Genomic DNA, 22,181 nt, shown 5'->3' with positions numbered 1-22,181 from the left:
ATTCAAGCTACATTCCCACAAGTATTGATATAAATTCGTAACATTGCATTCTATTCTATGCATTGAATTCAATTATGAATAAAAGGAATTTATTAATCGGAATATTGATTCTATTTTTCGGGTGTAGCCCAAAAACTGGTTTGATCCAGCCAGAAACATCTATTGACAAACCTACCCCACTCTTCGTTATTGAAGGGGAAGAGATCGATTCAGATGAATTTTTGTACTTATTTTCAAAAAATAAGCAGTTTGAGGATAAAGATAATATGCTGACTCCAGAAGAGTTTGAACAAAATCTGGAGTTATTTCTCAATTATAAGTTAAAAGTCAAAGAAGCTGAGGCACAAGGCTTGGACAAAAATGAGGAGTTTGAACGAGAGTTTGAAATGTTTAAACAAGACCTCATCAAGCCATACCTTATCAAAAATTCTCTTCAGGAAGGTGAATTATTAAAAGCATATAACCGCATGCAAGAAGTGGTCAAAGCCAGCCACATCCTTGTGCAATTCCCCAGCGGAGCTTCCAAAGAAGACTCTATTGCTGTATTTAGAATGGCTCAAAAATTGAAATCAGATGCTGACAATGGGGCAGACTTCAGTGCCTTAGCCAAAGAATACTCAGAAGACCCATCTGCTCAAACTAATGCAGGGAGCCTTGGTTATTTTACAGCCCTGCAAATGGTCTATCAGTTTGAGGACGCCGCCTACAATTTGAAAATAAATGAAATATCTGAACCGGTTCTCACCGACTTCGGCTATCATATCATCAAATTGGAGGATCGAAAGCCAAATCCAGGAGAGGTTAGAGTATCTCATATTTTGGTGCGATCTCCTATGGGTGATCCTGTGTCGGAAGAAAGAGCGTTGAGAAAAGTAGGAGAAATTTATCATGAACTCCAAAAACCGGAAAGTGAGTGGGAACAGGTCTGTAGGCAATTTTCAGAAGATATGGGTACCAAAAACACAGGAGGCAAATTGCCTTGGATTAGTTTAGGTTCAGTTATCCCTGAATTTGAAGCAGTAGCTTTTGCCTTACAGGAAGAAGGTGAAATTTCTCCTCCAGTGAAAACCCCCTATGGATACCACATTATCCGTTTGGAAGAGCGTAAACCTATTGCCCCGTATGAGGAAATGGAACCTATGATCAAATCCAGAATCCTGAGAGATTCACGATCAAGTTTGATAGGATCCCAAGTTGCAGCCATGCAAAAGTCCCGTTATGGATTTGTCGAAAATGAAAGCGCTACTGATACAGTAAAAGCTATCGCAAAAGACAAAAACATGAAAGAAGCAATCATAAGCTTAGAAAAAGCTGAGCTTATGGATCAAGAGCTTTTTAGTATTCAAACCAAAACATATACAACCAGAGACTTTATAGCTTACTTAGCTGACAGAGAGAATCAGGTCATTACTGGCAGGCCGCAATCAACCTTTGAAAGTCAACTGAATAGCTTCATTACCTACACGCTTGACAAAACAGAAGAGGAAGACTTGGAGCAAAATAACGAGGAATACAGAATGCTCCTAAGGGAATACCGAGATGGGATTTTGCTCTTTTCACTGATGAATGACCAAGTTTGGCAAAAAGCATTGGAAGACAGTGTAGGGCTTCAAAATTTCTTCCAGGAAAATCAGCAGCGTTATGTATGGGAAGAACGTATAAACGCCGTCATTGTAACCATGGCGAAGAAAGAGTCTACTGCTTCAGTCAGAAGATTCTTAAGTGATAAAGTATATAAAAGCGACTTATCTGATCGTTTGGAAAATACATTCTTGTTAAATGATCCGCTGTTGTTTACGATGGAGGAAGGTGTTTACGAATGGAGGAATCATCCTTTACTCAAAAATTTAGCGCTTGAAAAAGCATTTCATGAAATCACTCAAAACGGTCAAACTCAATTTGTAATTGTAGGGTCAAAAATACCTGCATCGCCCAAACTACTGACTGAAACTAGGGGGAAAGTCATCCAAGATTATCAGGAATATTTAGACAACATGCTGATAGCCAATTTGAAGGAAAAATTTAATTTCAGCATTGACGAGAATGAAAAAAATAAGATTTACGAAAAAATCGTTCAAGATTAGTGTGTCTTTAGTTTTGGTACTTTCATTTGTTTCTGCCTGCGACTTATTTCGAGTCAAATCTGGCATGGTGGAAACAGAGGATCGAGTGCTAGCAACGGTTGGCAACAACTCGTTGATGAACTCTGAAGTAAGTTTCCTCATCAACACGCGAATGTCAGCAGAGGATAGTGCTGCCATCGTTTCAAGATACGTTCAGTCATGGGTTCGGCAGCAGCTGATGATCACAGAGGCATCTAAGGAAATTAATTTCAATACACCTGAATTCAATCAAAGAATCAAGGAATACCGAGAATCCTTGATGATACATGAGTTTGAAAAAAATTATATCAACCGTCAGATTGACCAAGAAATTACAGAACAGGAAATAATTGACTATTACGATCTTAATAAGGGTAACTTTACATTAAAAGAAACAATTGTTCGAGGAAACTTTATCAAATTAGAAAAGACTCATCCTCAACGGGCAACATTTGAGCGGGCAATCAGGCAAAAAGAATATGATCGTCTTCAAGAACTTAGCTTAAAGTTTGCAAGTAACTATTACTTGGAAAATGGGACTTGGGTACGATTTGAAGAATTGACTGCCAACACTCCTCTGGAGAAGGAACTAACAAAAACTCAATTATTAAAAAGTAGCTCGTTTATAAAAGCAGAGGACACAAATTATTTCTATTATTTTGACATTTTGGAATACAAATTGCAAAATGAAGTTCCACCGATGGAATTTGTGAAAGAAGAAATTATGACAATACTTCTGAACAAGCGAGTCAACAATTTACGAGAACAATTGCATAAAGATATATTTACGCGCGCATTAGAAAACAAAGAATTCAGTATTTATGAATAGATTAGGACTAACCTTTAGTGGGCTATTTTTCATTGGGATAATTGGCTTTGCAAACAGTCAAGAGGCAACGAAGCCTTCCCAGAACACAGCACCTACGGGTCAAATCATTGATAAAATTGTAGCCAAAGTAAACAATTATATTTTGCTTGAATCCGAGGTGCAGCAAGCATATATTGAGGCAATCGCTGCTCAAAGCCAACAGGGATTTGAAGCCCCCACTCGCTGTGAGGTATTTGAATCATTGTTGATAAACAAATTGATGGTGGCCAAAGCCGAACTTGATTCTGTGATAGTTTCCGATGCTGAGGTAATGTTTGAAGCAGATCAACGATTCTCGATGATGATGCAGCAGTTTGGAGGAGATGAAAACATCCTGATCGAGGCCTATGGAAAGACGGCAGATCAAATGAAAAGTGAGATCGAATCTGCTCTGCGCGAACAAAAAGTCATCGGAAAGATGCAGCAAAAAATCACTTCCGAACTGACCGTGTCTCCAGCTGAAGTACGGAAATTTTTCAACGATATTCCGAGAGATTCACTTCCTTTTTTCTCGGCAGAAGTAACTGTTGGGCAAATTGTACGCAAACCAATTGTGAATGACAAAGCAAAAGAAGATGTGCGTAAAAAAATGCTCAATTTTAAACGAATGATTGGCGATGGATTATCCGATTTTCAAACCTTAGCTAGAGAATACTCTGAAGACCCCATGTCGGCAATTCAAGGCGGGGAACTAGGCTTCTTCAGAAGAGGAGAATTGGCACCTGAATTTGAAGCCACAGCTCTTGGCCTTAGACCTGGAGAAATCAGCGACCCAGTAGAAACGATTTTTGGGATACATATGATTCAGCTGTTGGAAAGAAGAGGGAACACCTATAATTCTCGCCATATTTTGATCAAACCACAACCTAGTGAAGAGGATATGCTCAAAGCAGAACGTTTTCTCGATAGCTTGAGAACTGAAATCATGGAAGGAAAAGTAGAGTTTGCTAAAGCTGCAAAAGATCATTCCAATGACCGTGGTACCTCTGACAATGGCGGATTCTTTACAGACCCTGCAACTCAATCCAACAGACTTACTCTTCGTACACTGGAAGATCCTATTCTTTATTTTACTTTAGATACCATGAAGGTGGGAGCCATCACCAAACCAATTCGATTTGAGGATGAGCGTGAAGGGCCACAGGTTCGGATTCTTTTCTACAAGCAACGATACCCCGCACACAGAGCAAACTTGAAGGATGATTACGAAAAATTGAAAGCTGCTACCCGAAGAAAGAAGGAAGAAGACATTCTGAGCAGATGGTTTCTATCAGCCAAAGAGGAAGTCTTTATTGATATAGATCCAAGCTATGATCGCTGCAATGCATTGCAAAACAGATGATCATTAGCTATCATAAAAAAAAGCCTAGCATTTAGCTGGGCTTTTTTTATATCTACTAGGTGAAGAAGCAATTAACTTTGCACATTGATAAGGGATTCTCTCCTTCTCATTTTTCCGGCAGGTAAGCCATACATCATCTTAAACCTTCTACAGAAATACGCGGTGTCTTTATATCCTACCTCTTTTCCAATGTCACGAATACTTTTCTTAGATGTACGAAGTAATTCAACGGCGGCTTCCATACGCTGATACTCAATATAATCTTGAGGATTGATACCGGTAAGCATTTTGAAATATTGCCCCACATAATCTTCGGATACATTCGCAACTTTGGCCAATACTTTATTGGACAAATCACCACCAATATTTTTCTTGATGTAATTAAACAAATCGATCAAGCGTGGATCTTTGAAATAAGTACTGTTGGTAGAAAGCTCCTCCATAAACAATCTGTTTTTGAGGATATGTCTGACAATTTCTATCACCAACAATTCAGAATGAATTTTAAGAACTCGCTCTTTTCCCGGTGTACTTTGCTCAGACTCTTTTACTATGTCCTCTACAATGGTCGCCAGTCTATCATTGAATCGAATCACAAATGGAGGGATTCCTAAGGAATTAAAGAAATTAACGACATCAAAAACCTTAGCTTCAAAGTTGACAATTGAGATGCAATCTTCCTCTAATGATTTTATTTCTTTAAAACTGATGGTTTGCAAAAACTTTCTTTTTTGATCCAGAAAGCCTTCATTGTCCATTTCAGACTTTTTGTTGCCCGAACCAAAGGTTATCGGTGTCGCTCTTCCTGCAGGTATAAACAATATTTCCCCTTCGTTGACAAGCTCTTGCTCGTCTGAAAACTTGAGAGAACCTTGATGCAGAAGTATAATGGAGTTTTCGGTTTCAATATAATCTGATACGGCAACAGATTTCTCAATCTTATAATTCGTACCCTTCAAAAAACGAACTCCTACTGATTCAATGACTTTATTGTAATATTCCATGATGTGTAGTGTAGCGGTTTGCAGTGTAAAACTAAAATATTTTTCTAAATTTAAATCGAAAAAGTAAATAATAATTCAAAAAAGCACAAAAAAAGGCATAAAAATTAAATTTTATGCCTTTCTATCCTATTTTCGAGCAGTTATCTCAAAATGCCTCTAGATATAACTATTTTTTGAATTTCACTAGTACCCTCGTAAATCTGGGTGATTTTAGCATCTCGCATCAAACGCTCTACATGGTATTCTTTCACATAGCCATATCCACCATGAACCTGAACTGCTTCTACGGTAACATTCATAGCAACTTCGGAAGCATAAAGCTTAGCCATGGCACTGGCATGTGCATAGTCCTGTCCATTATCTTTCAACCAAGCCGATTTTAAAACCAACAATCTTGCAGCCTCAATCTGAGTAGCCATATCTGCCAATTTAAACTGAATAGCTTGGTGTTGGCTGATGGTCTTTCCGAATGCTTTACGCTCTTTAGAATAAGCCAAGGCAAGCTCGTAAGCGCCTGAGGCGATGCCTAAGGCTTGTGCAGCAATTCCAATTCTACCTCCATTGAGAGTTTCCATCGCAAAAGTAAAGCCAAAGCCTTCTTCTCCAATTCTATTCTCTACTGGTACTTTGACATCTGTAAACATCAAAGAATGCGTATCAGATCCTCTGATCCCTAATTTATCTTCCTTTTTTCCTACCAAAAAGCCATCCCATCCCTTTTCTACTATAAATGCGGAAATACCTTTATGACCTTTTTCTATATCCGTCTGGGCAATTACCAAATAAACAGACGCTGTATTCCCATTGGTAATCCAATTTTTGGTGCCATTCAGAATGTAATGATCACCATTGAGCTCCGCATTCGTTTTTTGGGAAGTTGCATCTGAACCAGCTTCTGGCTCGGATAAGCAAAAAGCTCCGATGATTTCTCCAGCTGCCAGTGGCTTCAAGTATTTTTCTTTCTGTGCTTCAGTTCCATATTTTTCAAGCCCCCAACAAACCAAAGAGTTATTGACAGACATAGATACAGAAGCAGAGGCATCAATTTTGGAAATTTCTTCCATTGCCAATACATAAGAAATGGTATCCATACCACCCCCATTGTACTTCGGATCCACCATCATACCCATGAAGCCCAGTTCTCCCATTTTTTTGATCTGCTCATAGGGAAATCTAGCTTCGGTATCTCTTTCAATTACCTCTGGCAACAACTCTGTTTGGGCAAAATCTCTCGCCGCGTCCCGCACCGCTAGGTGCTCCTCTGTGTATTCAAAATGCATATAAACGATTGAGTATTTGGGTTTAACTTATTAGGACTCGAATTTAGCACCAAAAAAAATAAGGGACAATTAATTGACCCTTATTTGTAAACTCAAATGTGCTTTTTCAGTTTCTTGTTAGTCTCTGTTGCCAAAGAAAACCATGATATAATAAGCTAAAGTAACCAAAGCGGCCATAGCTGCAACCACATAGGTCATTGCTGCCCACTTCAAAGCGTCTTTTGACATGGCATATTCATCTGGCGTGACTACATTTCGTTCCTTAACCCAAGCTAAGGCACGTGCACTTGCGTCAAATTCTACTGGCAGTGTTACAAGGGTAAAGAGTGTCATTATTCCATAGGATCCTACCACAATGTAGCCAACAAATTCATAAGGTAACCCTAAAGCAAAACCACCAAATAAAGATGCGATAAGTACAATATTTAGGATTTTAGCACTTGCATTCTGCATAGGCACCATGGCTGATCGGAAGTTTAGCCATGGATATGAACGCGCATGCTGAATAGCGTGACCGCATTCGTGGGCTGCTACCGCTGCGGCAGCTGCACTTCTTCCATAATACACATCCGGACTCAAGTTGACCGTTTTGTTCATAGGATTGTAATGGTCTGTCAACTGACCTTCTACACTTAATACCTGAACATTGTAGATGCCACTGTCAGCCAACATCAATTCAGCAATCTCTTTGCCTGAAAGATTCGCTTTCAGAGATATCTGAGAGTACTTCTTGAATTTACTCTTCAACCTGTTGCTGACTATGAATCCTAGTGCAGCAAAGACGATGAAAATTAAAATAATCATAGTTTTAAATTTGATAGCTAATTTTTTAACGAAGTTAAGAAGTTTTGGATGCTTTCTGAGCAGTAATTTTTAAGAAATATCCTAAACTGAATAATCCTAAGAAAATTACCAAAAGCATTTGCACGCCATGGATAATGGCCGCAAATATTTTACCATCAGCTTCTTCCAATCCAAATGCAATCAAAATGTAGGCCACAAGCGCATGAAAGGTGCCAATACCTCCCTGAACAGGAGCTATCATGCCAATACTGCCCATAACCATGACTAATAATACTGAGCTCAATGACAGACTGGCAGTAGCGGGTATTGCCCAAGCTACGGTAAGCATCGTAAAATAATAACTCACCCAGATGAGCGTCGAACTACCCCAGAAGCCCCATTGATTCTTTACTTTTCGCAGACTAATGATTCCTCTCACCATATCCCGTAAGAAATGTCGGATTTTTTTAAACACCGAGTGGTCTTGGTATTTTTTTAAAGCAAGAAAAAGAAACAACAGCGCAATGCTAAAGCCTCCAATCACCAGCGGAAGTGCTCCCGAAATTTTTTCTACTAAAGCGTCTAAGGACACCAATTCACCAAACAGGCTTAAAAAAAGTTGGCGCTCGACTATAAAAGCCAGCAAAATTGTCCCAAGCATAAACAATAAATCAATCGTACGCTCCAAAACTACTGTGCCAATCAACCCTCCCAATTGCTTCCCTTCTGTTTTGACCAACACACCACAGCGGGCGATCTCTCCTGCACGTGGAACTACCAAATTGGCCAAGTAACCCACCATCAAGGCTACAAAAGCTCGAACAGTTTTGGTCTGTATCTGAGCATCAGCATCAATTAATAATGCCCATCTCCAGGCACGCAACCAAAACCCTACGACTGAAATAATCAAAGAAATCGTGAGCCAAAAAAAAGATGACTCCAAAAACATAGCAGTCAAGCTAGTCCAAGAAATATCTTTGTACAAAAACCAAAATATCCATCCTGCTAAAGCAAGGGAAAGGACTACCTGTAAAACCTGCTTACCTGTTAACTTCAACTTAAATCAATTTATTATGGTCATCAGGAAAGATGACTTTCGGCTGGTATGTTTTTGCATGTTCAAAATCCATGGAACAGTAAGAAATGATGATCACCACATCACCAACCTGAGCTTTACGCGCAGCAGGGCCATTCAAACAAATCATACCAGAACCTCGCTCTCCTTTGATGAGATAGGTCTCCAATCGCTCACCATTGTTGATATTGACAATCTGAACTTTCTCATGTTCGATCATATTGGCAGCATCCATCAAGTCCTCATCGACGGTAATGCTTCCTACATAATGCAACTCTGCTTGGGTAATTTTAACTCGGTGAATTTTGGATTTTAAAATCTGGATTTGCATAACTTTAATTTTGCCGCAATATTACAAATTTACTGGAAGGTTATCTATCAATCGCACTTCCCCAATAAAACAAGCAATGACCAGTGATAAGGCCTGCTCGGGTTCAAATTTTTCTTGCTTTTGAAGTGAATAAGTAGACACCAATTCCAAGTATTCCATAGATGCCAATGATTCATGACGAATCATTTGCAATGCTTCTTGTCGGGTGGTTAACCAATCTCTCCCCGCCAATAGTTCAATCTTACAAAAATTTAATACTTGGTAAAGTAACCTTGCCGCCTTTCGCTCTTGCGTAGTTAATCGGAGATTACGGGAAGACATAGCCAACCCATCTGATTCCCTCACGGTAGGAACTACTTGGATTTTAACATCTATAGACAAATCTCTTACCAGTGTTTGAATCACAGCTACTTGCTGCAAATCCTTCTGTCCAAAGTACGCAACATGTGGCTTAACAATATTTAACAACTTAGAAACAATAATACCTACACCACTGAAATGGCCCGGCCTAAACTCACCTTCAAGGGTACGTTCCAACGGTCCAAAATTGATACTCAAGGATGGTTGCATGGGATAGAGTTCCTCTTTAGATGGCAAAAAAACCACATCTACCCCTCTCTTCTCCAATAACTCAAGATCACTTTCCAATGTCTGAGGATACGTGGAAAAATCCTGTGCATTGTTAAATTGAAGCGGATTTATAAAGATTGAAACCACCGTTGTATCAGAGGATTCTTTAGCTTTATCAACCAAAGCCAAGTGCCCTTCGTGTAAAGCTCCCATGGTCGGCACAAATCCTATAAGTTGATTATCAGCATGGTGAGATTTAAGATTTGTTCTTAATTCCTCGATGGTAGGTGCAACTTTCACTGATTGTGTTTTTCAAATGTAAAATAGAGGCAAAACTAGTTTATTCCTCAGAATAACAATGGTTTTGCTAGTTTTTTTTTGTATCTTTGTGAATTATTATTTCCCTACACAAAAAAACAAGGTATGTCTAAACTTCGTATTCTCTACGTAGCAAGTGAAATCAACCCATTCCTACAAACATCAGAAGTTGCCAATTTCGTAAGAGCTTTACCCCAAGCAATGCAGGAAAAAGGAATGGAAATCCGTATTCTTGTTCCAAGATTTGGATTAATTAACGAAAGAAAAAACAGATTACATGAGGTTGTACGACTTTCTGGAATTAACATTGCAGTAGGAGAAGAAGAAAAGCCTTTGATCATCAAGGTTGCATCCATACCAAATGCAAAGCTTCAAGTTTATTTCATTGACAATGAAGACTATTTTCAAAGAAAAAGCGTTTTCCATGATAAGCAGGAAAAATTCTATGAAGATAATGATGAGCGAGCTATCTTCTTTTGCAAGGGGGTGATAGAGACAGTGAAAAAATTAGGCTGGGCTCCAGATATTGTACATTGCAACGACTGGATGACAAGCTTGATACCAATGTACTTAAAGACCACCTACAAAAACGAACCTTTATTTAAAGAAACAAAATCGGTATTCGCTATTTATAATAACGGATTTACCCATAAATTTGGCGATGATCTATTTGACAAAGTAAAAATGGTGGATATTGATGACAATATCTTAGCGCCATTAAAGTCAAAAGATTTCGAAGGTTTCATCAAAATAGGCATGGCATACGCAGACGTAGTCATCAAAGGCGAGGATATCTCCGAAAATTTAAACCAACTAATTGAAGAGCACTCAAAAGACAAACAGTGTGAAATTAACAGCGAAGAAGAAGAACTTTTTGAAAGTTACTACAATATCTACACAGATTTGGCCAATTAAGGCAATTACAGGTCTCTTTCTACTTTCCATTATAGCGGCATCTTGTTCAGACCCTTCGAGTATAGGGCTTGATCTTGACCCAAATACCAATCAGATAGGAGTCAATTACCAGGAAGTGTCTCTGTCTGCTAAAGTTGTCAGGTTAGACTCAGTTTCTACCACTAACAATGGACACCTGGTATTTGGACATGATTCGGGAGATTTCTTTGGAGAAAGTGAAGGCGTGGGCTACAGCCGCCTCTTTTTTGACAGAGATATCAATTTCCCAAGTGCTAATGCCGTATTAGATTCTGTCAGGTTTAACTTTAATGTACGTTTTGTTTTAGCAGATCAACTGACAAGCCCTAAAACAATCCGGGTACACAAACTCAAAGAGCAAATTCAAGACCGTATTTATTACAGTTTTGATGGATTAGAATACGAAGAAGAGCCAATTGTAAGTGCAAGCTTTAATTTCCAAAACAATCAAGACACTTTGGTAAATATCAAAGTGGACAATGAGTTTGTGAGAAATCTATTTGAGGAAATCAAATCAGGACAAAATTTCACAGACATATTTACCTTTCGGAATTTCCTCCCAGGCTTAGCCTTCACTGGTGATAAAAGTGAACAAGCTGCATTTACAATCAGACCAGGAAGCAGTACAGGAATGATTTTCTTTTATAGGAATGAAGGTGACACTATCTCACGAATCTACCCCGTTGCAACTGGATTGAATTTCAATGTAGCAAGACATTTCTCTCAGTACAAAGTGAATTCAGCGGGTTCCGCTACTGAATCTGTCACCCAATCCCATGTAGCTTACGACGTGGGCAATAGAGTTGGAATGAAAGGGATGTCCAATATCGTCGTAAAACTAGAAACCGAAGCTTTAGCTAGATTCCTAGACACCTTAGATAATGTTACGTTTAACCGGGTCATTTTAGAAATGGGGCCTATGGAAGAAAATAGGCCTACGCATAGACCCTTTGATAGGAATATCATGTACTTCACGAATGAGACCAATAGGATATTGAGAAGGTCTGATGGAAGGCAATTATTTGTATCACCTGACAATAGACCGCAGTTTGATCCCGAGACAGGTGAGCCTGCGTCAGATGTCCCATCTTTATTATTTCATGATCGTGAAACAAACTTGTTGAATCAATCATTAACGGCACATGTCAATGCTATTTATAGGAGAAGAATTCAACGAAGGGATTTACTGCTCTATCCAGGACAAACGGGCAGTGATGATTTTACCTTCTCAATGAAGGAGAATGTATGGGATAAAAATACTATTAAATTAAAAATCTTCTATTCAAGGACGCGGGTACTTTAACCCGCGTTTTTGCATGAAGCCCCTTTATTTCACTTACTTTTTTTGTGGAAGTGAAAAAAAAAGAGATTTGAATAAACATTAAATTGAAAAATCTTACTTTTGGAGATTAAAATTTTTAATTATGTGCGGAATTGTAGCTTATGTTGGACAGCAAGAAGCGCTGCCAATTATTATCAAAGGATTAAAAAGACTAGAATACAGAGGGTATGATAGTGCTGGGGTTGCATTACTTACCAAGGACGGTCTGAGTGTGTACAAAAAAAAGGGGAAGGTTTCTGAATTAGAAAACCATCTGCAAGATCATTCAGACTTGAGTTCTAAGATTGGGATTGGCCATACCCGATGGGCTACCCATGGAGAACCTAATGATGTAAATGCTCACCCTCATTATTCTTCGAATGAAAAATTTGCCATGATACACAATGGCATTATCGAAAACTATGATGTGTTGAAGAAAGACCTTCTGAATAAAGGTTATATTTTTCATTCAGATACAGATTCAGAAGTTTTCATCAAATTCATTGAAGACATTTATGTCAATAATTATTGCAGCTTGGAAGAAGCGGTTCGCTTGGCTTTACACAAAGTGGTGGGCGCATATGCCATTGTAATCATAAATAAAGAACAACCGGATACGCTCATTGCCGCAAGGAAAGGGTCACCTCTTGTCATTGGTGTAGGCCAAGATGAATACTTCCTAGCCTCCGACGCAACTCCTATCATTGAATACACCAATCAAGTAGTGTACCTGGATGACTATGAGATTGCAGTCATCTGCAACAATCAGCTTCAAATCAAAACTATTGAAAATGTAGAAACCAATCCATATATCAATCAACTCGAATTAGAATTGGAGGCAATTGAAAAGGGTGGTTACGAGCATTTCATGCTAAAGGAAATCAACGAGCAACCACGTTCGATAGCAGATTGTATGAGGGGTAGGTTAGATGCTAAAAATGGGCGATTGGTATTAGGTGGTCTTAGAGACTACATGAATAAATTCCAAAACGCCAAAAGAATCATCATTACGGCTTGTGGAACTTCTTGGCACGCTGGTTTGGTGGCTGAATACCTTTTCGAAGAATTTGCACGTATTCCTGTGGAAGTAGAATACGCATCTGAATTTAGGTACAGAAATCCTGTTGTCAACTCAGAAGATTTTATAATCGCAATTTCTCAATCAGGAGAAACAGCAGATACATTAGCCGCCATCGAACTTGCTAAGTCCAAAGGAGCTACCATCTTTGGTGTTTGCAATGTAGTAGGTTCATCCATTGCCCGTGCAACTCATGCAGGGTCCTATACCCATGCAGGTCCTGAAATTGGTGTTGCCTCAACGAAGGCGTTCACAGCACAAATTTCTGTCTTGACGATGATGGCATTAAAATTAGGCTATCAAAGAGGAACGCTTTCCGAAAGCAGATACATGCAGCTGTTAAGTGAGTTGGAAACTATTCCATCCAAGGTGGAAAGAGCTCTAAAACTAAACGATAAAATCCAAGTAATTGCGGCAGAGTATAAAGATGCTAGAAACTTTCTGTATTTAGGTCGAGGATATAACTTCCCAGTGGCTTTGGAAGGTGCATTAAAGTTGAAGGAAATTTCCTATATCCATGCAGAAGGTTATCCAGCTGCTGAAATGAAACATGGTCCCATTGCTTTAATTGATGAAGAGATGCCCGTAGTATTCATTGCTACCAAAGACTCTTCTTACGAAAAAGTAGTCAGCAATATACAAGAAGTAAAAGCGCGCAAAGGAAAAATCATTGCTGTAGTGACAGAAGGAGACGATACTGTCAAACATATGGCAGACCATGTGATTGAAATTCCTGAAACCGAAGAGGCATTTGTACCTCTGATTGCAGTTGTTCCTCTTCAACAGCTTTCTTACCATATCGCAGTCATGAGAGGATGTAATGTGGACCAACCAAGAAACTTGGCAAAGTCAGTTACGGTGGAATAAATTGAATACCCTTGAAGAAAGTTTCCAAGTCCTGAATTCGTTCAGGACTTTTTCATTGATATCATGATCAACTTTAAAAAAACTGGACAAGGTCCCCACTTACTTTTAATTCATGGATTTTGTGAATCTTTGGATATGTGGGATCATTGGGTGCCCACCCTAGCCCAATACTATACCGTCTATACGATAGATTTGCCCGGTTTTGGTCAAAGTCCGCTACTTCCGCATACTACTAGCCTAGAATCAATTGCCGTGGCCATCTGCGATTGGATGGAAGAGGTGGATATGGTCAATCCTGTCATTATCGGACATTCATTGGGTGGGTATGTAACGTTGGCATTGGCTGAACTGATGGGGATACACATTCGAGCAATTGGACTGTTTCACTCTACTGCATTCGCTGATACTGAAGAAAAAATCCATTCTCGAAACAAGACGTATCGGTTTATTCAGAAATTTGGGGTCGAAAAGTTTATTGACTCATTCGTTCCACCCCTTTTCTCTGAAGAAAATCGATCAAGAAAACATCAAGAAATACAAAGACTTATCAGCTTTGGAAAGTTGAGCAACCAAGCAAGTGTGCTTGCATTTATCCTCGCAATGCGGGATAGAAAAAACCGCATGGAGATATGGCAGAATTTTCCAAATCCGAAACTTATGATTGCGGGCCTACATGACCAAGCAGTGCATATTGAGCAAAGCCGTCAGCATAAACCCTATGCTTTCTACTACCATGAGCTTCCAAATGCAGGACACATGGGTATGTTTGAAGAGGAGGATACATGCTTGGAAATTATACAGAGTTTTTTAAAAAACTTATCCTAATATCAATAACTAAACGCTTTCATCTTGACTATGGGATGAGGATAATTACCACCCAGACTTACATTGCAGCTTCTTAACACAGAAGGGCTAAGTGTATGTGGCTGATGTATATCAAAGCCTTTAATATCGGCTAGTTCTGGAATCCAGTGCCGAATATAGTCTCCCTTTTTATCGTAGTTTTGGGCTTGCTTGAGGATGTTAAAATACCGATTTTCACGTGGATCATTTCCAACCCCTGCCACGTACATCCAATTACCCCAATTGCTGCAAACATCGTAGTCGATCAGAACAGATTCAAAATAGGAGGCACCCCAACGCCAATCGATACCTAAGTCATTGACTAAAAATGAGGCAACATTTTGCCTGCCACGATTGGACATAAACCCGGTTTGATTCAGTTCCCTCATGTTAGCATCAACAAAAGGGATTCCGGTTTGCCCTTCAGCCCATTTCCAAAACATGGATTCATTCCTATTCCACTTTTCCGCTACATTTTTCAGGCCCTTTAATTGAAAAACCTTGTTCCCATGCTTCTTACAAATAAACCGGAAGTAATCCCTCCATATCAATTCAAAAATCAACCAATAGGTTGATTGATTTTTCTTACGTTCCTTTTCATATCGTAAAACCTCCCAATAAATATACTTGGGAGAAATACACCCTAAGGTCAACCATGGCGAAAATTTGCTACTATAATCAGCACCTAGGAGACCATTTCTGGTTTCTTTGTAAACCTTTAGGAGGTCTTGTTCCCAAAAGTAGGTCTGAAGTCGCCCAAGAGCCGCCGATTCACCACCTTCGAATCTCAACACACCGTTCGGCGAAATCTCAGGCTCCTTCAAACCTAGCATTTTTAGATCAATCTCTACACTTTCCTCTTCCTGAAAAGAAGGACTATTGATTTGTTTAGGTGTGGCAAACACCTTTTGAATTCTCGAAAACTTTTCGCACTCTTTTCTAAATTGCGTAAACACCTCAGGAGTCTGATTGACTGGGAAAGGCAAATCTTGCAAATGAAAGAGCGTACTTTGCCAAAAGGCTTCTGTTTTAATCCCCTTTGACCAAGCATGATGCTCTAAGGCTTCTTCTACTTTTTTTTCTTCTTCGGTTACTTCCTCAGAAAAAAAGATAGCACTTGCTTCATATTTTATAGCAATGTCTACCACCAACTCTTCTGGTTTTCCTATCAGCACCAGCAAATTTGAACCAAGACCCCGTAACTTTTCTTTTAAATTATTAATAGACTCCCAAAGAAACCTCGCTCGATGTGGGCCTGTCTTGGGAAGGTCCAGCCGGGTTGTAGTAAACTGTCTCTCATCAAAACAGTACACAGGTATCACTTCTTCATATTTGGTTACAGCGGAAAATAAGGATGCATTATCATGCACCCTTAAATCATTTCTAAACCAAACTACAACTCTATTTTTATTCATTTGATTTTCTAACAGCTTATTTAACCAAAGTGTTTGAAGGATTTTCGAAATATTATGTACCTTCATAGATTGAGCAAACAAGTACAACAATTTCATAAATCAACTACAAAAAATCCATGAGAATCTTATTCGTATTCCTTTTATTTCTTACTTCCACCCTACTTGCACAAGAAGCGCCAGCCAATGAAAAATTTCTTGATCATCTACGAAAACACTGTGGTAAATCCTATGAAGGCGAGCTCGTTACACCTGTGGGCCCCAATGATCCATTTGCAGGGAAAAGACTCGTTATGCATGTAGTCGCTTGCGGAGAAGATTATGTCCACATTCCATTTTTTGTGGGAGATGACAAATCCAGAACATGGGTGATAACCAAAGAAAATGATCGCTTAAAATTAAAACATGATCATCGACATGAAGACGGTTCCGAAGATAAGGTAACCCAATACGGAGGACTCACGTCTAATACGGGGATGGAAAATATTCAGTTTTTCCCTGCCGACCAAGAAACAACTGACTTAATACCATATGCTGCTACCAATGTATGGTGGATCACCGTCGATGATACCTCCTTTACATACAATCTTCGACGAATGGGTTCAGATCGCTTTTTTTCTGTAAAATTTGATTTAAGTAAAGAAGTAGAAAGTCCAGGTCCAGCATGGGGTTGGGAATAATTTAAACGATTAATCTGTTTTTTGAACAAGCACTCATCAATTTCTTATCATATGAAAACCAGTCTGTACATATCGTTTTTCTTTTTAGGTTGTATTTGTTTGAGTAGCTGTCAAACCTCCGAAAAAAAAGCGCTAAGTTCTCACGTACAAGATTGGCTGAGTCAAGATGGTAAGACTGAGTTTTTATCCACACCTTTTTTTGCAGCAGGAGATCGCGTTTATTTAGTAGGGCATCAGGATGGAACTTTCCCTGATTTAGGTTGGCATGTGGAAGGTGAAATGGGCGGTATATGGAATCATCCAATCAAATTGATGGATGGATTCAGTGCATCCATTACTACCGAAGGAGCTACCTACTGTCTGAATCAAGCAGACCAATTTATCAATTATCCTATTGCTAACAAACATCTCTTTCGAGTTGCCGTTCCCGGTATTTCCGTGGAGCGTTTTCAATTTGTACCAGATGGAAAAGAAGGAGTAGTGATCGAATTTTCGTTTCAAAATAACAGCGAAGACACACAATCCTTCCTATTTAATTTTACAGGCCATACAGACTTACAGCCAGTTTGGCTGGGAGAGCGAACAGGTATGATTGATAATGAAGATGAGTTAATTTTTGACAACAAACGGGGATCTTGGCTAGGTAAAGATCAGGGAAATGATTGGTATGTCTTATTTGGTGCTGATCATACAATCACCGATCATCAAGCGGGTATCCAAGACCCTTGTGGTTACCAACCAAAAGGGTCTGGAACTACTGGTATGCTTTCATACAACCTTGAGTTAAAAAAGGGGACACAACAAACCCTTCGATTTGTTGTGGCAGGTTCTTATACTTCACAAAAAGAAACAGAGCGCACCTTTGATGACTTAATGCAACATGCAGAAAAATATTTATTAGAAAAGAAAAAACACTACCAAGAAATTGCATCATTGGCCAAGATTTCTATTCCTGACAAAACTATCGAAGAGGCGTTTACGTGGGTGAAATTTAATACCGAATGGCTCGTACGGGAGGTGCCTGAAATCGGGAGAGGACTAGGTGCTGGAATGCCTGACTATCCTTGGTGGTTTGGCGTAGATAACGAATATACGCTTAAAGGAGCAATTGCTACCGGCAGGAAGGATCTAGTATATGCGACCATTGAATTGATTCATCAATTATCAGAAATCAATGGTAACGGCAGAATCATTCATGAAGTGAGTACAAACGGGGCAGTTTTCAACCCTGGTAATATTAATGAAACACCACAATTTGCCTCATTGATATGGTGGGTATACCGATGGACTGGTGACCGAGAGTTTCTCGCCACCTATTATCCAACGATCAAAAAAGGATTAACTTGGTTGATGGAGGAAAATGATCAGGATGGTAATCTTTTTCCTGACGGTTACGGCATGATGGAAATCCATGGCCTAGAATCTGAAATGATTGATGTGGCAGTGTACACCCAACAGGCTTTTGCAGATGCAGCGGCCATGGCAGCAGAGCTCGGTTATCAAGCAGACATGGCAGCTTATCAAACGCTCGCTGATACACTCAAAGAAAAAATAAATAGAGAGTTTTGGGTAGAAGATTTTAATGGATTTGCGGATTTTATAGGAACGACGGAAGAGGCTCTTCACCTGATCGATGCTGCAATTATTCGAGCAGACACCCTAAATAAACCATGGGCAATCGAAGAGTTGATGCAAACCAAAAAAAGAATATCAGCCTATCCTAAAGACAAAAAACAAGGCTTTGTAATTTTCCACAACTGGGTAGTCAACACACCTATGGAGATGGGTATTGCAGATCCTGATAAAGCCATCATAGCCTTGGATAAAGCGACTAGATTTGTCAATCCTTTCGGGGTCTTTGTCACAGGAATAGACCGCGATGATGCTGCTGCTTACGAAGATGGCTCTTTTGTTGGAAGCAAAGTCTTCTCATACACGGGAGCAGTCATGACCTTGCCGACAGGTGTATCCATCATTGCCGAAAATAACTATCATAGACCCGATCGAGCCTTGGATTATATGAATCGAATGACGCGATCATTTAGCTTTGCTTTACCGGGATCAATTTATGAAGTTTCCCCTGACTATGGCATGATGAGTCAAGCTTGGAATTTGTATAGTTATGGAGTTCCCATTGTTACCCAATTTTTTGGAATACAGCCTGAAGCACACAAAAAAATTATTCATCTCAAACCTGAGCTGCCAACAGACTGGAATAATGTTAGCATAGAGCGAGTGTTAGTGGGGACAAATGAGCTCTCGGTAGCATACAAAAAAACTGGACGGAGCCTAATTATCCAAATTGACCAAGTTGAAAAGGATTGGGAAATCGTTTTTCATATACCTTTTGGTGAATGGAAGCAACTTTTGGTAAATGGAGATGATTTTCCAATCAAAAACAGTGTTGCTACTCAAGGAGAAAAAATAACTATAGAGATAATGAAATAAGCCAGAAAAATAGGGCGGTTTACAAATAAAATTTTGAATTTCTGAGTTTTTATAATGAAGGTATACGATTTATTATAATTAGGGGCTAGATTTGCTGTTTCAATAGATTATTCAAGTCCCAACAATGAAAAACCCTGAGCAGATTGCACATATACCCTTATCATTTGCTGATAAGCTATTTGAAATTATGGGGATAGTTGCCTTAGTTTGGTTGTGGTTAGAAACAGTATACTTCCAACAGCTTGGCCTGGAACAGGTCCCAGATAATTTTGATTTTTTCGAGATGCCGAATGAATATTGGGCCAGTAAAATGACCTATGCTGTTCCTTTGGTTGCTACCATATTTTATATAAGCATCAGCTGGTTTAACTATTACAACAGAGATATTGATCATTTGGTGGCTGCTTCCTCTGAAAAAAAGAGAGCACTGATTGCTGTCAATAGAAGGTTATGGAGATGGGTTAAGTTAAATGTGATCATCATATTCCTCATGATCGAATACTTCTCTTTCCATACGGGCTCTAACTTTGGTTCAGGTGTTCCAAATTGGATGCTGCTCTTTTTCCCATTCGTATTATTTAGCCCATTAGTCTATTTTTTTATTGAGTATTCCAAAAGTCAATTAAAATAGATTACATGTTAAACCAGTAATTTAACTTCATTACCAATGCACGTTGCTTGGATGTAAATGTAGAGGGGAAATAGTTGTCTGTGTATACCAAAAAGAAATCAGAAACAGGGGCATACCTCCATTGCAGGCGGGTATTAATATTCAGGTTGTCTATTTGATTATTGTATTGCACAAAAGTCGTCCAAAACAAATCCTTAGTAAATGTCAAGTCGATCCTTGGACCAATCAAAAATAGATTAGCGCTATTTTGGGGTTCTGGTAATCGGATGTTATTGTAACTGAAATTCATCGAGATATTGGCTAGGTAACCCAATCGCCAATTCATGGTCCCCGCTAAGGTTTTGATGTCTCCCGTGAAATACTCTCCTACCTCTAATCGCCCAATTACAGAAAGTACATTCCTAGGATTACTGAAATACCTCAGACCAAAAAAATTATTCCTGTAGGATGTGCCAGACTCCAACTCTTTGCCACCCGTACGCGTGGGGTCAAAAGGTGCAAATAAATAGGTAAATCGATTATTGACAGAAAGTGTAATTGTAGAAAGAGACTGGAATTGAACCCTATATTGGAGGGAATGAAACTCATCAGTGACTCCGAGATTCTCATTCCATAAGACTTCCGTTTCAAAAGCTGGACCGTGCCTATTGATAAGATTGGATACTGGGAAAAACTGATACCCTATTGCACCTAAACTTCTCTTATAATCTCTGCGGGGAGTAAAACCAACTTCGGGATTAAAGTTTTCTGCAATATCCGAAAAACCCAATCCAAAACTCCAATTCAAATCATTGTAACTGACTTGAGCATGTGCAGCATAGGTCTTATCCAATTGCTCAGCCTGAAATGTTTTATGGTAAAAAAACTTTCCATTCCAACGATTATCTTTGGACGCTAGGTTGTAATCCAGTCCCGCCAAACGATTGGATTGACTTGGATCAAACAGTGAAAATTCCTGTCCTAGCCCCACCGTCTCACGATTAATAAAAATAGCGCCAATATTTGATCGTGAAAAAATCTTTTTTTGGATGGCAGCAACACTGAAGTTTTTACCTGCGATACCTCGTTCATCATCGGAGGCAGTCTGCATATTCATAGCACCAATTCTCCAATCATCATTTAATTTCCCACTCAATCGAGCTCCAAAAAGAATCTGATTTTGAACATTTTGGCCTGTTCGCTCATCCCGATCTACCCCAATCCTTCTGGAAAAGAAAGGACGGACATTTTGCGTTCCAAAGTCCGCAAATAAATCCGCATTCTCCAAAAAAAACTGTCTCCGTTCGGGAAAGAAAATCTCAAATCGATCTAAGTTTGTCACCTGTTCATCCACCTCCACTTGGGAAAAGTCAGGATTGAACGTCAAATCCAAATTCAAAGCAGGTCCGACAGCAACTTTTGCATCCGCTCCTACGGCAGGCTTCAATGGATTCCCTGTTCCTTCTAGATAATTTTTATCAGTCCCTGCTGCTATATAAGGTATAAAAGAAATATTCGCTCCCTCTTTTTTCAATGGTTCGATAAAAATCAATTTTCTGGAAAAAGCCAATGAGATGATCGAGAAATTTCGGGGTATAGGCGTCCAAGTACTTCTTTCTGCATACTCGCTATCAATTCTGTAAAAATTCACGTTCCAATTGATCGCACCATCATTGAAACGAAGCGTTGAAAATGGGATAGCAGCTTCTACAACCCAGTAATCCTCATGGATCTTAGCTGCTGAATACCATTTATTATCCCAAGCAAGGTTCAAATCTGAGCCTTGTGCTCCACCATTGGCAATTAATGACTCCCGCTGAACTCCATAAGGGTTGACTCCAAACTGAAAAGCATTGGTATTATCGTTGAACGTATCAAAAACAAAGCTGATACCATCATTTTGTTCTCCTCGAAAATCCCGACGAAGGGAAGTACTTACATATTTTTCCCGAGGGCCCGTATTGTACATGATCGCAGCTACATACAAGAATTTATCATCGTAAACAATCCTGATCTTAGTTTGGGCAGCTGCACGCGAGGTGTCTGACGGAAAAAACTGAAAAAAATCTTCCGCCCACTCAGAACTTTCCCAAACCTCTTCATCCAAGATGCCATCTATTTGTATGGGATCAGAAATTTTCTCCGCAATCAAAGGGGCAAGAGTCTGGGCATAGCTGTGATTAAAGCACACCCATATACTCAAGAAAAGGGGAATTAACAATCTCATAAGCTAGGACTAACGCCGCAAATTAAGGCATAATCCACCTTCGATGATCAATTTTATACTGATGGCAATAAAATGCTTTCAATTACTGA

The 22,181-nt window shown here is 39.3% G+C and carries 18 protein-coding genes; 10 read left to right on the top strand and 8 right to left on the bottom strand.

What is annotated here, in order from left to right:
- Window positions 1-74: 74 nt before the first annotated feature.
- Genes IPZ59_RS06515 through IPZ59_RS06505 form a run of 3 tightly spaced genes read left to right on the top strand, consistent with a single transcriptional unit; the run spans window position 75 to window position 4,312 of the window.
- On the top strand, window positions 75-2,084 hold the full coding sequence (locus IPZ59_RS06515; protein ID WP_236139072.1) for a peptidylprolyl isomerase: 2,010 nt from the start codon (window positions 75-77) through the stop codon (window positions 2,082-2,084).
- On the top strand, window positions 2,044-2,931 hold the full coding sequence (locus IPZ59_RS06510) for a peptidyl-prolyl cis-trans isomerase (protein ID WP_236139847.1): 888 nt from the start codon (window positions 2,044-2,046) through the stop codon (window positions 2,929-2,931). The genes IPZ59_RS06515 and IPZ59_RS06510 overlap by 41 nt, the downstream gene beginning before the upstream one ends.
- Window positions 2,924-4,312 carry a peptidylprolyl isomerase gene (locus IPZ59_RS06505; protein ID WP_236139071.1) on the top strand — a complete coding sequence of 463 codons (1,389 nt, stop codon included), beginning with the start codon at window positions 2,924-2,926 and terminating at the stop codon, window positions 4,310-4,312. Before IPZ59_RS06510 ends, IPZ59_RS06505 begins: the two co-directional genes overlap by 8 nt.
- 71 nt (window positions 4,313-4,383) lie before the next feature.
- Here the strand turns inward: IPZ59_RS06505 and IPZ59_RS06500 are convergent, their stop codons facing one another.
- The 6 genes from IPZ59_RS06500 to panC all read right to left on the bottom strand — a co-directional run bounded on the left by IPZ59_RS06500 (window position 4,384) and on the right by panC (window position 9,655).
- Entirely contained in the window at window positions 4,384-5,316 is a 933-nt protein-coding gene (locus tag IPZ59_RS06500) for a helix-turn-helix domain-containing protein (protein WP_236139070.1), read from the bottom strand.
- A 140-nt stretch (window positions 5,317-5,456) separates the two neighbouring features.
- Window positions 5,457-6,596 (bottom strand): acyl-CoA dehydrogenase, encoded by a 1,140-nt coding sequence (locus IPZ59_RS06495; protein ID WP_236139069.1) that lies wholly within the window; start codon window positions 6,594-6,596, stop codon window positions 5,457-5,459.
- A gap of 117 nt (window positions 6,597-6,713) precedes the next feature.
- Window positions 6,714-7,400 (bottom strand): zinc metallopeptidase, encoded by a 687-nt coding sequence (locus IPZ59_RS06490; RefSeq protein WP_236139068.1) that lies wholly within the window; start codon window positions 7,398-7,400, stop codon window positions 6,714-6,716.
- 34 nt (window positions 7,401-7,434) lie between these two features.
- Window positions 7,435-8,436, bottom strand: a complete 1,002-nt coding sequence (locus tag IPZ59_RS06485; RefSeq protein WP_236139067.1) for a lysylphosphatidylglycerol synthase transmembrane domain-containing protein — start codon at window positions 8,434-8,436, stop codon at window positions 7,435-7,437.
- A gap of 1 nt (window position 8,437) precedes the next feature.
- Window positions 8,438-8,785: an aspartate 1-decarboxylase gene (panD, locus tag IPZ59_RS06480; protein WP_236139066.1), complete on the bottom strand. Its 348-nt coding sequence runs from the start codon at window positions 8,783-8,785 to the stop codon at window positions 8,438-8,440.
- A 21-nt stretch (window positions 8,786-8,806) separates the two neighbouring features.
- Window positions 8,807-9,655 carry a pantoate--beta-alanine ligase gene (gene panC, locus IPZ59_RS06475; protein WP_236139065.1) on the bottom strand — a complete coding sequence of 283 codons (849 nt, stop codon included), beginning with the start codon at window positions 9,653-9,655 and terminating at the stop codon, window positions 8,807-8,809.
- Window positions 9,656-9,778: 123 nt separating this feature from the next.
- Here panC and IPZ59_RS06470 point away from each other — a divergent pair, with 123 nt between their 5' ends.
- The 4 genes from IPZ59_RS06470 (at window position 9,779) to IPZ59_RS06455 (ending at window position 14,697) form a co-directional block, all read left to right on the top strand.
- Window positions 9,779-10,588, top strand: coding sequence for a glycogen/starch synthase (locus tag IPZ59_RS06470; protein ID WP_236139064.1), 810 nt, complete (start codon window positions 9,779-9,781; stop codon window positions 10,586-10,588).
- Entirely contained in the window at window positions 10,518-11,909 is a 1,392-nt protein-coding gene (locus IPZ59_RS06465) for a DUF4270 family protein (RefSeq protein ID WP_236139063.1), read from the top strand. The genes IPZ59_RS06470 and IPZ59_RS06465 overlap by 71 nt, the downstream gene beginning before the upstream one ends.
- A 121-nt stretch (window positions 11,910-12,030) precedes the next feature.
- On the top strand, window positions 12,031-13,872 hold the full coding sequence (glmS, locus tag IPZ59_RS06460; RefSeq protein ID WP_236139062.1) for a glutamine--fructose-6-phosphate transaminase (isomerizing): 1,842 nt from the start codon (window positions 12,031-12,033) through the stop codon (window positions 13,870-13,872).
- Between the two features lie 63 nt (window positions 13,873-13,935).
- Window positions 13,936-14,697 (top strand): alpha/beta fold hydrolase, encoded by a 762-nt coding sequence (locus tag IPZ59_RS06455; RefSeq protein ID WP_262912261.1) that lies wholly within the window; start codon window positions 13,936-13,938, stop codon window positions 14,695-14,697.
- A gap of 2 nt (window positions 14,698-14,699) precedes the next feature.
- Here the strand turns inward: IPZ59_RS06455 and IPZ59_RS06450 are convergent, their stop codons facing one another.
- The gene (locus tag IPZ59_RS06450) at window positions 14,700-16,130 is read right to left on the bottom strand and encodes a DASH family cryptochrome (protein ID WP_236139060.1); all 1,431 of its coding nucleotides are present in this window, start codon (window positions 16,128-16,130) and stop codon (window positions 14,700-14,702) included.
- 116 nt (window positions 16,131-16,246) lie between these two features.
- Here IPZ59_RS06450 and IPZ59_RS06445 point away from each other — a divergent pair, with 116 nt between their 5' ends.
- The 3 genes from IPZ59_RS06445 to IPZ59_RS06435 all read left to right on the top strand — a co-directional run bounded on the left by IPZ59_RS06445 (window position 16,247) and on the right by IPZ59_RS06435 (window position 19,886).
- Window positions 16,247-16,807, top strand: coding sequence for a hypothetical protein (locus IPZ59_RS06445; RefSeq protein ID WP_236139059.1), 561 nt, complete (start codon window positions 16,247-16,249; stop codon window positions 16,805-16,807).
- 51 nt (window positions 16,808-16,858) lie between these two features.
- Window positions 16,859-19,255, top strand: coding sequence for an alpha-L-rhamnosidase-related protein (locus tag IPZ59_RS06440; RefSeq protein ID WP_236139058.1), 2,397 nt, complete (start codon window positions 16,859-16,861; stop codon window positions 19,253-19,255).
- A gap of 124 nt (window positions 19,256-19,379) precedes the next feature.
- Window positions 19,380-19,886: a hypothetical protein gene (locus IPZ59_RS06435; RefSeq protein ID WP_236139057.1), complete on the top strand. Its 507-nt coding sequence runs from the start codon at window positions 19,380-19,382 to the stop codon at window positions 19,884-19,886.
- A gap of 1 nt (window position 19,887) precedes the next feature.
- Here IPZ59_RS06435 and IPZ59_RS06430 read toward each other — a convergent pair whose 3' ends face one another.
- Window positions 19,888-22,092, bottom strand: coding sequence for a DUF5916 domain-containing protein (locus tag IPZ59_RS06430; protein WP_236139056.1), 2,205 nt, complete (start codon window positions 22,090-22,092; stop codon window positions 19,888-19,890).
- Window positions 22,093-22,181: the final 89 nt, after the last annotated feature.

Source organism: Mongoliitalea daihaiensis, from assembly GCF_021596945.1.
GTDB classification, from domain to species: domain Bacteria; phylum Bacteroidota; class Bacteroidia; order Cytophagales; family Cyclobacteriaceae; genus Mongoliitalea; species Mongoliitalea daihaiensis.
The sequence above is the reverse complement of the archived record's forward strand: the minus strand, read 5'-3'. Positions and strand labels throughout refer to the sequence as shown.